9 protein-coding genes are annotated in these 12,529 nt (G+C 75.2%); 8 read left to right on the top strand and 1 reads right to left on the bottom strand.

What is annotated here, in order from left to right; genetic code table 11:
* The first annotated feature begins 7 nt into the window (after nucleotides 1–7).
* The 4 genes from ABIE39_RS12915 to ABIE39_RS12900 all read left to right on the top strand — a co-directional run bounded on the left by ABIE39_RS12915 (nucleotide 8) and on the right by ABIE39_RS12900 (nucleotide 4,804).
* The gene (locus ABIE39_RS12915; protein ID WP_175008938.1) at nucleotides 8–985 is read left to right on the top strand and encodes a WYL domain-containing protein; all 978 of its coding nucleotides are present in this window, start codon (nucleotides 8–10) and stop codon (nucleotides 983–985) included.
* A 341-nt stretch (nucleotides 986–1,326) separates the two neighbouring features.
* A complete protein-coding gene (locus tag ABIE39_RS12910) occupies nucleotides 1,327–2,784 on the top strand; it encodes a resuscitation-promoting factor (protein WP_354052050.1) in 1,458 nt (485 codons plus the stop codon).
* A 131-nt stretch (nucleotides 2,785–2,915) separates the two neighbouring features.
* Nucleotides 2,916–3,857, top strand: coding sequence for a 16S rRNA (adenine(1518)-N(6)/adenine(1519)-N(6))-dimethyltransferase RsmA (rsmA, locus tag ABIE39_RS12905; protein ID WP_175008937.1), 942 nt, complete (start codon nucleotides 2,916–2,918; stop codon nucleotides 3,855–3,857).
* Nucleotides 3,854–4,804, top strand: coding sequence for a 4-(cytidine 5'-diphospho)-2-C-methyl-D-erythritol kinase (locus tag ABIE39_RS12900; RefSeq protein WP_083385171.1), 951 nt, complete (start codon nucleotides 3,854–3,856; stop codon nucleotides 4,802–4,804). Before rsmA ends, ABIE39_RS12900 begins: the two co-directional genes overlap by 4 nt.
* 12 nt (nucleotides 4,805–4,816) lie before the next feature.
* On the opposite strand, the gene ABIE39_RS12895 is transcribed toward ABIE39_RS12900, so the two are convergent.
* The gene (locus ABIE39_RS12895) at nucleotides 4,817–5,839 is read right to left on the bottom strand and encodes an acetylxylan esterase (RefSeq protein WP_175008936.1); all 1,023 of its coding nucleotides are present in this window, start codon (nucleotides 5,837–5,839) and stop codon (nucleotides 4,817–4,819) included.
* 258 nt (nucleotides 5,840–6,097) lie between these two features.
* On the opposite strand from ABIE39_RS12895, the gene ABIE39_RS12890 reads away from it, so the two are divergent.
* The 4 genes from ABIE39_RS12890 (at nucleotide 6,098) to ABIE39_RS12875 (ending at nucleotide 12,527) form a co-directional block, all read left to right on the top strand.
* On the top strand, nucleotides 6,098–8,116 hold the full coding sequence (locus ABIE39_RS12890) for a beta-xylosidase family glycoside hydrolase (protein ID WP_354052048.1): 2,019 nt from the start codon (nucleotides 6,098–6,100) through the stop codon (nucleotides 8,114–8,116).
* Nucleotides 8,117–8,379: 263 nt separating this feature from the next.
* Nucleotides 8,380–9,468, top strand: a complete 1,089-nt coding sequence (locus ABIE39_RS12885; protein WP_074808016.1) for a LacI family DNA-binding transcriptional regulator — start codon at nucleotides 8,380–8,382, stop codon at nucleotides 9,466–9,468.
* A gap of 48 nt (nucleotides 9,469–9,516) precedes the next feature.
* The gene (locus tag ABIE39_RS12880; RefSeq protein ID WP_354052046.1) at nucleotides 9,517–11,148 is read left to right on the top strand and encodes an FAD-dependent oxidoreductase; all 1,632 of its coding nucleotides are present in this window, start codon (nucleotides 9,517–9,519) and stop codon (nucleotides 11,146–11,148) included.
* 53 nt (nucleotides 11,149–11,201) lie between these two features.
* Nucleotides 11,202–12,527, top strand: a complete 1,326-nt coding sequence (locus ABIE39_RS12875; RefSeq protein ID WP_354052044.1) for an ABC transporter substrate-binding protein — start codon at nucleotides 11,202–11,204, stop codon at nucleotides 12,525–12,527.
* Nucleotides 12,528–12,529 lie beyond the last annotated feature (2 nt).

Here is a 12,529-nt window from a genome sequence, read left to right as displayed (position 1 = left end):
TGGGGACGTGCTCGACACCTCGGTCCGGCTCCTGCGCCTCCTGGCGCTCCTGCCGGCGCGCCCGTCGTGGTCCGGGCCCGAGCTCGCCGAGCGCCTGGGCGTGACGACCCGCACGGTGCGCAACGACGTCGAGCGCCTGCGCCTCCTCGGCTACGAGGTGCGGTCGGCCCCCGGGGCCGCGGGCGGGTACCGGCTGGGCTCGGGGGCGGCGCTGCCGCCGCTCCTGCTCGACGACGAGGAGGCGACCGTCGTGGCGGTCACGCTGCGCGCCGCCGCCGCCGGGTCGATCGTCGGGGTCGAGGAGGTCGCGGCACGCGCGCTGGTCAAGCTCGACACGGTCCTGCCCGCCCGCCTGCGGGCCCGGGCGGACGCCCTGCGCGCCGCCGTGGTGAGCGCGCCCGGCGGCGGGCCGGCCGTCGGGGCGCAGGTGCTGGCGGACGTCGCGGCGGCGATCGCCGCGCGCACGGGGCTGCGCCTCGACTACCGCGCGCACGACGGCTCGACGACGTCCCGCGCCGTCGAGCCCTACCGTCTCGTCCACGTGGGGCGCCGCTGGTACCTGCTCGCGTTCGACCTCGACCGGGACGACTGGCGCACGTTCCGCGTGGACCGGCTCGCGCTGCGCACGCCCGGCGGCCCGCGGTTCGTGCCGCGCGCCGTGCCGGGCGGCGACGCCGTCGCGCACGTCGTGCGCGGCGTCGGCTCGGCCGCGTGGGCCCGGCCGGTGCGGGTGCGGCTGCACGCCCCGGCGGTCGTCGTGGCGGAGCGGCTCTCCCCGGTCGCGGGCGCGCTCGCCGACGACGGCCCCGACGCGTGCCTGCTCGAGACCGGCGGCACGTCGCTCGCCCAGGTCGCGGGGTTCCTGCTGAGCCTGGACGTGGACCTCACCGTGCTGGACCCGCCCGAGCTCGCGGTCGTCCTCGCCCGGCTCGGGGCGCGCGGCGTGCGCGCCGGGCGTGCGCGCGCGGAGGGGGAGGGCCCGTGAGACGGCGTGCGGGAGTCGTGGAGGACGCACGACATTCACGGCGAAATACGGACAGAACTCACTAGCGTATCCCCCCAGGGGTTGGACTTCGATAACAGATCGGTTACGGTCGATCGTCGCTCGCGCGTGAACGGCGTGCTCCGACGGTCCACCCGGACCGGCGGGACGTGCCCGGACCGACGCGAGCGGTGCGCCGTCGACGGGCCCTGGGGAAGGGGTGCCGAGGGTGGCGCCGGCAGCCGGATCGGCCGCTCGAGACCCGTGGTCGCACGTGTGCGCCCGCCGCGGAGGACGACAGTCCGCCGTGGGCCACGGGTGGTGCTACGCGCCGTCGAGCCTCCGTGCCCGGGACGCACGACGACTGGACCCGAGTGAAGAACCCCTTCCACCGGACCGCTGACGCGGCCGGCGCCCCCGAGGGCGCCGACATCACCCCCGACACCACCGAGACCCTCGCGGAGAGCCCCCAGAGCCCCGCGACCACCACCGCGCACCGTCGCCGCCGCTGGCCGCTCGTCGCCGGCGCGACCACCGTCGTGCTCCTCGCGACCGGTGCCGTCGCCTACGGCCAGGCGCGCAAGACCGTCGAGCTCGACGTCGACGGCCAGATCACCACCGTCACGACCTTCGCCGGATCCGTCGAGGGCCTGCTCGCCGAGCAGGACGTCGCCGTGGGCGACCGTGACCTCGTCGTCCCGGACGTCGACTCGGCCCTGCGCGGCGGCGGCGACGTCGTCGTGCGCTACGGGCGCGAGGTGCCCGTGCAGGTCGACGGCTCCCAGTCCTCCGTCTGGCTCACGTCGCTCGACGCCGACGAGGCGCTCACGACCCTCGCCTCGCGCGGCAGCGACGTGCGCCTCGTGGCGTCGCGCTCCGGCGAGCGTGCCTCCCTCCCGATCCGCCTCGACGCGGACGGCCCCGTGAACGTCGTCGTCGACGGCGAGACGAAGGTCGCTCCCGACGGGAGCATCGGGATCGACGCGATCCTCGACCAGCAGGGCGTCCAGCTCGGCGAGCTCGACCGTGTCCACGTCGAGAAGACCGAGCAGGTCGAGGCGGCCCAGGCCGCCGCGGCCCCGGCCGAGGAGGCGCCCGCCGCCGACGCGGCAGCCACCGAGGAGCCTGCCGCCGTCGCGACGTCCGAGGACGCCGAGGCTGCGGCGCACGCCGCGCCCGTCTCCCTCGTCGTGCAGCGCGTCAAGGTCGAGGAGGTGCCCACCGACAAGGCCGTCCCGTTCGAGACGGTCACGGAGGAGGACGCCGACCGCTTCAAGGACCTCGACCCGGTCGTCAAGCAGGAGGGCGCCGAGGGCGTCCACACGACGGTGCACCGCGTCACGACGGTCGACGGCGTCGAGGAGTCCCGCGAGCTCGTCTCTGAGGGCGTCACGACGCCCCCGGTGAACAAGATCCTCGTGCAGGGCACCAAGGAGCGCCCCAAGCCGGAGCCCAAGCCCGCTGCGTCGCAGCGCTCGTCGTCCTCGTCGTCGAGCGGCGGCTCGTCGTCGGGCGGTTCGTCCGCCCCGGCGCCGACCCCGGCCGCCGACCTCGGGTCGGCCCCGGCGGGCGTCTGGTCGGCCCTCGCGCAGTGCGAGTCCGGGGGCAACCCCGCGACGAACACGGGCAACGGCTACTACGGCCTGTACCAGTTCTCGCTGTCCACGTGGCGCGCGATGGGCGGCTCCGGCCTCCCTTCGGAGGCCTCGGCGGCCGAGCAGACGCAGCGTGCCCAGGCGCTCCAGGCCCGTTCGGGCTGGGGCCAGTGGCCCGCGTGCGCGCGCAAGCTCGGGCTCCTCTGAGCCCGCACGGCACGCACGCGGCCGCCTGACGGCGGACCGACGAACACCGCGGAGGGCGGGGCGCACGGCGCCCCGCCCTTCGTCGTCCCCGGCGAGGGCCGGTCGGCGTCGGGTCGGTAGGCTTGCGTCCCATGAGCGATACCCGAGGCGCCCTGCTGGGTCCGGCCGAGATCCGTGACCTGGCGGGGCGTCTCGGCGTCCGCCCCACGAAGACCCTCGGCCAGAACTTCGTGCACGACGGCGGCACCGTCCGCAAGATCGTGCGTGCGGCGGACGTCCGCCCGGGCGAGCGCGTCGTCGAGGTCGGGCCCGGGCTCGGCTCGCTGACCCTCGGGCTGCTCGAGGCGGGCGCGAGCGTCGTCGCGGTCGAGATCGACCCCGTCCTCGCGCGCCAGCTCCCCGACACGGTCGCGGCGCACGTGCCCGACGTCGGCGAGCGGCTCGAGGTCGTGGGCGCGGACGCGCTCGAGGTGACGACGCTGCCCGGCGAGGCCCCGACGGCGCTCGTCGCCAACCTCCCGTACAACGTCGCGGTGCCGGTGCTGCTCACGTTCCTCGAGCGCTTCGACTCGCTCGAGCGCGTGCTCGTCATGGTGCAGGCCGAGGTCGCGGACCGGCTCGCCGCGCCCCCGGGGTCGCGCACGTACGGCGTGCCGTCGGTGAAGGCCGCCTGGTACGCCGACGCGCGACGCGCGGGCACGATCGGGCGCAACGTGTTCTGGCCCGTCCCCAACGTCGACTCGGCCCTCGTCGCGCTCGACCGTCGCGAGCCGCCTGCCACCGCGGCGACCCGGGAGCAGGTCTTCGCCGTCGTGGACGCCGCGTTCGCGCAGCGCCGCAAGATGCTGCGCTCGGCCCTGTCCGGCCTCGCCGGCTCGGCGAGCGTCGCGGCCGAGGTGCTGGAGGCCGCGGACGTCGACCCGCAGGCGCGCGGCGAGGTGCTCGACGTCGCGGCCTTCGCGCGCGTCGCCGAGCAGCTCGTCCGCCGCGTCGGCCTCGCCGACCGACCGGCGCGCGGCGCCGGCCCGGCCGCGGGGCGGCCCACCGGCCGACCTGGCACAGTGGACGCGTGACACCCCCGCGCCCGCCGAGCATCTCCCTCGCGCCGCCCCCGTCCGTCCGCGTGCGCGCGCCCGGCAAGGTCAACCTCTCGCTGCGCGTCGGTGCGGTGCAGGACGACGGCTACCACCCGCTCGTGACGATCTTCCAGGCCGTCGGGCTCAGCGAGGACGTCGTCGCGCACCAGGTGCCGCCCGGCTCCGGGGTGTCGCTCAGCGTCTCGGGCCTCCAGGCGGACGCCGTGCCGACCGACGAGACGAACCTCGCGTGGCGCGCCGCCGTCGCGCTCGCGGAGCACGTGGGGCTCGACCCCGACGTCCGGCTGGAGATCCACAAGGAGGTCCCGGTCGCGGGCGGCATGGCCGGCGGGTCGGCCGACGCCGCCGCCGCGCTCGTCGCGTGCGACGCGCTCTGGGACGCGGGCGTGCCGCGGGCCGAGCTCGTCCGCCTCGCCGCGGGGCTCGGGGCCGACGTCGCGTTCGGCCTCGTCGGGCACACCGCCGTCGGCACGGGGCGCGGCGACGTGCTCACGCCCGCGATGACGCGCGGGGAGTTCCACTGGGTGTTCGCGGTCCAGGCCGAGGGCCTGTCGACCGCCCAGGTCTACCGCACGTTCGACGAGACCGTGGGCGGGCCGGCCGAGCTCGACCTCGCGGAGGACACCGCGCTCATGCAGGCCCTGCGCGCGGGCGACGCCGTCGGGCTCGGGCAGGTGCTGCGCAACGACCTCCAGGGCCCGGCGCTCGCGCTGCGGCCCGAGCTCCGGCGGACGATCGACGTCGCGACCGAGGCCGGCGCCCTGGGCGCGATCGTGTCCGGCTCCGGCCCGACCGTCGCCGCGCTCGCGCGCAGCCGCCAGCACGCGCTCGCGATCGCCGCCTCGTGGACCGCGAACGACGCGTGCGACACCGTGTGGTGCACGACGGCCCCCGCGGCGGGCGCGCGCGTCGTCGCGCACTGACCTCCCGGCGGTCTAGCGGTCGCGCAGCCAGGCGAGCTGGCGGGGGAAGCGGTAGCCCTGGCCGCCCTCGTGCTCGTTGTAGCGGTAGACGTCGATCGCGCGCTCGGCCGCGGGTGCCGCCCCGGCGGCCGCGCCCCAGCCGTTGTACGCCGCGTAGACGGTGGACGGCGGGCAGACCTGGTCCATGAGCGCGACGGAGAACAGCGCCGGCGCGGTGGCGCGGCGCCCGAGGACCGCGCCGTCGAGGTAGGACAGCGTGCGGAACACGGTCTCCTCCGCGTCGCGGTGGACGGCGAGGTAGCGCGTCAGCTCGCGGTACGGGTCCCGGTCCGTGATCTCGACGGCGCGGCGGTAGTGGCACAGGAACGGGACGTCCGGGAGGGCCGCGACGAGCCCGTCGGCGAGGCCCGCGACGGCGATGGCGATGCCGCCGCCCTGGCTCACGCCGTGCACCGCGACACGCTCGGGGTCGATGCCGGGCAGGGAGCGGACGGCGTCGACGGCGCGCACGCCGTCGGTGAAGACGCGACGGTAGTAGTGGTCGTGCGGGTCCTCGATGCCGCGCGTGAGGACGCCCGGGACGGCGGGTCCCGACCCGGCCGGGTCGGGCGTGCCGCCGCCGCTGCCCCACTGGCTGCCCTGCCCGCGCGTGTCCACGACGAGGTGCGCGTACCCGGCGTTCGCCCACGCGAGGTGCTCGTGGGGCAGGCCGCGACCGCCGCCGTACCCGAGGAACTCGACGACCGCGGGCAGCGGGTCGTCGTCGCCGGCCGCGGCGGCGCGGGCGGCCTCGGCGGGCCGCACGAGCCACGCCTTGACGGGCTGGCCGGCGAACCCGGGGAACGTCACGTCGTCGACCACGACGAGGTCGAGGCCGGTCTCCGCGCGCTCCAGCCGCACCGACCCGGCCAGGTCCCCGCCCGCCTCGCGCGACTCCGCGAGGGTCTTCGCCCAGAAGGCGTCGAGGTCGGCGGGCTCGTCGAGCACGGGGGCGTAGGTCTCGAGCTCGGCGAGGGGCAGGTCGAAGAGCGGCACGGGGCGATCCTCCGGTCAATACATCTGATGTCCGACATTCAGGTGCGGTCGGGACGACTCTAGCGTCGTCGCCCCAGGCACCGTGAGCACGCTAATAATGCGCATCATCCCTTTGACCTCCACCGTGCTCGTCCGGCGACACTGCCAGCAGCCCACGTCCCGACGTGGCGCCCGGCGGCGACGACGCCGCCGGCGAGGAACCGACGGAGGTCCCCTGTGAGAACCCGAGCAGCAGCACCACGCCGCAGATCGCGCACCGTGGCGACGGCGGTCGCCACCCTGACGGCGGTCCTCGCCGCCGGGGCGCTCGTCCCGGCCACGGCCCAGGCCGCGGGCGCGCCGTCCGCGGCCACCGCCCCGACGACGACCGGGGCGACCACCGGAACGACGACGGCCCCAGCGACGACCGGAGCGACGACCGACGGCCCGTCGGCGTCCGACCTGCCCGTGTTCGAGTACCGCGGCGTGGTCACCGACAAGGAGTCGATGATCTACAACCCGACGGACGAGTTCATCTTCCCGAGCGTCTTCCACGCGGGCGCGTACCTCGACGACCCGCTGGGGGAGTGGTACCTCTACTACGCCCCGCACGACTCCCCGGGCGGGATCTCGGTCATGTACGCCGACTCGCTCGAGGGCCCGTGGACGGAGTACGCCCACAACCCGATCGTCGCGGACGAGTGGCTGCCGTTCTACGAGCGCGTCTCGCACGTCTCGTCGCCCGACGTCCTGTGGGACGACGCGACGGACCAGGTGCTCCTGTACTTCCACGGCGAGAACTCCACGACGCGCTGGGCGACGTCGCCCGACGGGCTCGCGTTCGACGACTCGGGGGTCGCCGTGACGAACGCCGACAGCGGCGCGGGGACCACGGAGACCTCGTACGCGCGCGTCGTCGAGCACCCGGACCCGTCGTCCGGCTACCGGTTCGCGATGACGTACATGCAGAACCGGACCGACAACATCCGCCGCATCAAGGTGGCCGAGTCGGTCGACGGCAAGACCTGGGTCGTGCGGCCGGACCCGCTCGTCGTGCCCGACGCCGCGACCGGCACCAACGTGTCCGGCGGCAACCTGTGGGAGTGGGAGGGCCAGCTGTACGTGATCTACCACGGCTCCACGGGCATCACGTTCGCCCGCACGCTCGACCCGACGATGACGCAGGTCGGCCCGCGGTGGGAGCTGCACCGGGCGAGCGGCGTGGGTGACGACACGGGCCGGGTCGCGGCCCCCGAGATCGTCACCGACGGTGACGAGACGTACCTCTTCTACGAGTCCGGCGACCGCCTGGGCGCGACGATCGCGTGGGCGCAGCGCGACCCCGACGCCGTGCGACCCCCGGAGCCGGGTCAGGATCCCGACCCGCTGCGCGAGCGGTGCAGCGGCGCGGCGTCCGACGAGTTCGACGGCACGACGCTCGACCCGGCGCGCTGGACCGTCGTCCGGCCGGGGACCGCCCGGCACGAGCTCGTCGACGGCTCCCTGCGCGTCCCCGCGTACCCGACCGGCGTCGCCGGCGCCGCGCTGCCGCTCCAGGCCGTCCCCGCCGGGCCGTGGGAGGTCACGACGGCCGTCTCCGTCTCCCCGACGGAGCGGTTCCAGCAGGGCGGTCTCCTGCTGTACCGCGACGACGCGAACTACGCGAAGCTCGACCTGGTGCACGGGTCGCTCGGACCGCGGGTCGAGTTCATCTGGCGCCAGGACGGGACGGACCGCAACACCGGCTTCGACTCGGTCGTCCCGCCCGCGGGTCTCGGCGACACCTTCTGGTTGCGCCTGACGAGCGACGGGACCGCCGTGCAGGCGTCGGTGTCGGTCGACGGCGTCGAGTTCGCGCCGTGGGGCCGCACGGTGGACGTCGCCGCGCTCCGGGCGACCGGCGTCGGCCCGTTCGCGATGCGCGGCTCGGCGACGCCGCCGGAGATCGTCGCGTCGTTCGACTGGTTCCGTTGGACGCCGACCGCGGACGAGGCGGCGGCGTGCGACGACGGCGAGCCCGCCGTCGAGGTCGAGGCCGTCACGCGGTGCCTCGCGGGCCGCGCGTACGTGGCCGTGACGGCGCGCAACGCGGGCGAGGGCGCGGTGGCGGTCCGGCTCGCGACGCCGTTCGGCGAGCGCACCGTGGCCGACGTCGCGTCCGGGCGCAGCGCCTACCAGTCGTTCGCGACGCGGGCCGCGACGGTCGCGGCGGGGGAGGCGACGGTCGAGGTCGTCGGGACGGACGGCGTCGGGCAGGGGACGACGACCGCGCCGTACGGCGCGCTGACCTGCGGGTAGCGCGCGGCGCGAGCGGGGGCGACGGGCCCGGGGACGCACCACGGTGCGGCCCCGGGCCCGTCGTGCGTCCCCGCGCCCCGCCCGCCCGGCCGCAGCGCCGGCCTCAGCCCGTGGCGCACGGCATTATGCGGATCACCGGGCGGCCGCCCGCCCGCGGAGTCGCGCGGGTCCCGGCGTAATAATGCGTATTATCGCGTTGACCGGCCGGGCCCGGCCTGGCGAGACTCCTTCCACGTCATCGACGACGTGATCGAGGAGGATCCATGCCGAGGCACCGCATCACCCAGGCCGACGTCGCCGCCATGGCGGGCGTCAGCCAGGCGACGGTCTCGTTCGTGCTGAACGACTCCACGCCCGCGGGGGTGCGGATCAGCGAGGAGACGCGGCAGCGCGTGCTCGACGCGATCCGGATCACGGGCTACTCGGCGAACCCCGTCGCGCAGCGTCTCGCGGGCGGGCGCAACCAGATCCTCGGCGTCTTCACCTACGAGGCGACGTTCCCGCGCGCCGGGCGCGACTTCTACGGGCCGTTCCTCGTCGGGATCGAGCACGCGGCCGAGAAGCTCGGCATCGACATCCTGCTCTTCACGAGCGCGCGCGTCGTCGACGGGCGCCGCCGCCTCACGCGCGACGGCTGGCAGCGCCTCGGGATCGCCGACGGCTGCCTGCTGCTCGGCCAGCACGAGGACCGCGGCGAGCTCCAGCACCTGCTCGACACGAACTACCCCTTCGTCTTCATCGGCAAGCGCGGCAGCGACGGCGGACGCCTGCCCTACGTCGGTGCCGACTACGTCGCGGCGACCGCGCGCCAGGTCGAGCGGCTCGTCGAGCTCGGGCACGAGCGCATCGGGTACGTCGGGCCCCGCGGCACGGACCAGCCCACGCTCGACCGCGTCGACGCCTACCGCGCGACGATGAAGGCGCACGGCCTGACCGTGCGGTTCGTCGAGCTGGACGACGTCCCCGCGACGGCGACCGAGATCGTGGACCAGCGGCTCACCGCCGTCGTCGTGGCGCCCGAGAACTCCCCGGAGGAGCTCGTCGACGAGCTCGAGGACCGGGGCGTGCGCGTGCCGGCGGACGTCTCGGTGCTCCTGCTCGGCCAGCCGCACCACGGGCGCCCGGGCGGGCGCCGCTGGTCGGGCTTCTCCATCCCGCGCGAGGAGATGGGCGCGCGCGCCCTCGTGCTGCTGTCCCGCCTCGTCGCGGCCGAGTCCGGCTCGGGCCGCTCGGACCGCCGCGCGTCGCGCGCCGTCGCCGTCCCGGAGGAGGAGCTCCACCAGCTCCTCGAGTGCGTGGACGTCGACGGCGAGACCGTCGCCGCGCCGTCGGGCGTCGCCGCGCCCGCCTGACCGACCTCAGACCGCACCACCGAGCACCAGAGAAACGGAAACCCCAGCGTGACCCATGCAGACCTCCAGGCAGACGTCCTCGTCGTCGGCGGCGGGCTCGGCGGCGTGGCCGCCGCGCTCGCGGCGGTGGAGCGCGGCGCCCGCGTCGTCCTCACCGAGGAGCACCCGTGGATCGGCGGGCAGCTCACGTCCCAGGCGGTACCGCCGGACGAGAGCCCGTGGGTCGAGCGGTTCGGCGTGACCGCGCGCTACCGCGCGCTGCGCGACGGCATCCGCGACGTCTACCGCCGCTCCTACCCGCTCACCGACGCCGCGCGCACGTGGGACGCCCTCAACCCCGGGGCGGGCTGGGTCTCCAAGCTGTGCCACGAGCCGCGCGTCGCGGTGGGCGTGCTCGAGGAGATGCTCGCCCCGTGGCGGTCCGCGGGCCGCGTCCGCCTGCTCGAGCGCGTGCGCCCGACGGCGGCCACCACCGACGGCGACCGCGTCACCTCCGTGACGCTCACCCCGGTCACCGCCGACGGCGCGGGCGCGGCCGTGACGGTCCACGCCGCGTTCGTCGTCGACGCGACGGAGACGGGCGAGCTCCTGCCGCTGACGGGCACCGAGTACGTCACCGGGTTCGAGTCGAACCGCGAGACCGGGGAGCCGAGCGCGCCGGACGAGGCGCAGCCGGACAACGTGCAGGCCCTCAGCGTGTGCTTCGCCGTCGAGCACGTGGACGGCGACCACACGATCGACCGTCCCGAGCGCTACGACTTCTGGAGCACGTACACCCCCGGACCGTGGAACGGGCGGCGGATGCTGTCGTGGGAGGCGCCCAACCCGCGCACGCTCGCGATGGACGTGCGGTCGTTCACCCCGAACCCGGGCGACGACCCGCGCGCCGTCGACGCCGACCAGTCGAAGAACCCCGGCGACGGCAACCTCTGGACGTTCCGGCGCATCGCGGCCCGCGACCTCTTCGCGCCGGGTCACTACGCGAGCGACCTGTGCCTCGTGAACTGGCCGAGCATCGACTACTTCCTCGAGCCCGTGCTCGACGTGCCGCGCGACGTGGAGGAGGCCCGGATCGCCGACGCCCGGCAGCTCAGCCTCTCGATGCTCTACTGGATGCAGACCGAGGCGCCCCGCGCCGACGGCGGGACCGGCTTCCCGGGCCTGCGCCTGCGGCCCGACGTCATGGGCTCGGCCGACGGGCTCGCCCAGGCGGCCTACCACCGCGAGTCCCGCCGCCTGCGCGCCGTGACGACGGTGACGGAGAACGACGTCTCGTACGCCGTGCGCGGCGACCGCGGCGCGACGCGCTACGACGACTCGGTCGGCGTCGGCATGTACCGGATCGACCTGCACCCCTCCACGGGCGGCGACACGTACATCGACGTCGCGTCGACGCCGTTCGAGATCCCGCTCGGCGCCCTGCTGCCGCAGCGCGTGACCAACCTGCTCGCCGCCAACAAGAACATCGGCACGACGCACATCACCAACGGCTGCTACCGCCTGCACCCGGTCGAGTGGAACATCGGCGAGGCCGCCGGCCACCTCGCGGCGCACTGCCTCGCGACCGGGCGCACGCCGCACGCCGTCCAGTCGAAGGCCGACCTCCTCGCCGACTACCAGGACGAGCTCGTCCGGGCGGGCGTCGAGCTGCGCTGGCCCGCCGAGGCCCACCCCTACTGACCCGGGCTCCCCGCGCCCGGCACCCCGCCCACCCTCAGTCCGAAGGAGAACTGATGAACCCCCTCACCCCGCGCACCCGACGCCGCCTCGTCGGCGCACCTCTCGCCGCCGGCGGCGTCGCGCTCGCCCTCGTCCTCACCGCGTGCTCCGGCGGCGGCGACGACGTCGCGGGCGAGCCGAGCACCCCGAGCGAGCCGGTCGAGCTGCGCATGACCGTCTGGACGGCCGACGAGACGCAGCTCGCGCAGTTCCAGGAGATCGCCGACGCGTACGTCGCGGAGAACCCGGACCTCGTGTCCGGCGTGACGTTCGAGACGATCCCGTTCGAGGACTACACGACGTCGCTCACGACGCAGCTCGCCGGCGGCAACGCGCCGGACCTGGCCTGGATCCTCGAGAGCTACGCGCCCGAGTTCGTGGCGAGCGGCGCGCTCGTCGACGTCGCCCCCAAGCTGCAGGAGACCGAGGGGTACGCGTACGACGACCTGCTCGAGTCCTCGCTCGCGCTGTGGCAGAAGGATGACGGCCTGTACGCCTACCCGTTCTCCAACTCGCCGTTCGCGCTGTTCGTCAACACCGACCAGGTCGCCGCGGCGGGCCAGCCGAACCCGGCGGACCTCGTCGCGTCGGGCGACTGGACCTACGACCAGGTCCGTGAGATCGCGGCGGCGGCCGCCGCGACGTCGGGCAAGCAGGGCCTCGTGGTCCGCGACTTCGACTACAAGGTGTGGGAGAACCTGTCGACGATCTGGGACGGCTGGGACGCGACGCCCTGGAGCGAGGACGGCACGCAGTGCACGTTCACCGACCCCGAGATGGTCGACGCGCTCACGTGGATCCACGACGCGACGTTCGTCGACAAGGCGCTGCCCGGTCCCGGCACGACGGCCGACTTCTTCGCGGGCGACTCCGCCATGACGATCACGCAGATCAGCCGCGCGTCGTCGCTCGACGACTCGTTCGGGTGGGACGTCGTGCCGCTCCCGGCGGGCCCGGCGGGCCAGCAGAACGTCATCGGCCAGGCCGGCATCGGCGTCTTCGCGGCCGGGGAGCACCCCGACGTCGCGGCCGACTTCCTCGCGTGGTTCACCAACCCGGAGAACGCCGAGACGCTCGCCGCGTACTTCCCGCCGCCGCGCGAGTCGCTCCTCACGGCCGAGACGCTCGGGGCGGCCAACCCGAAGCTCAGCGAGGAGCAGCTCCAGGCGGTCGTCGTCGACGGCATCCAGGGTGCCGTGACGAAGCCGTCGCACCAGAACTTCGCCAAGCTGCAGGACACGGTGCGGGCCCAGCTCGACGCGCTGTGGACCGCCGACGCGGACGTCGAGGGCGTCCTCGCCGACACGTGCGCGGCGATCCAGCCCCTGCTCGGGGACTGAGC

The organism is Cellulosimicrobium sp. 4261 (genome assembly GCF_040546915.1).
GTDB lineage: Bacteria > Actinomycetota > Actinomycetes > Actinomycetales > Cellulomonadaceae > Cellulosimicrobium > Cellulosimicrobium cinnabarinum.
The sequence above is the reverse complement of the archived record's forward strand: the minus strand, read 5'-3'. Positions and strand labels throughout refer to the sequence as shown.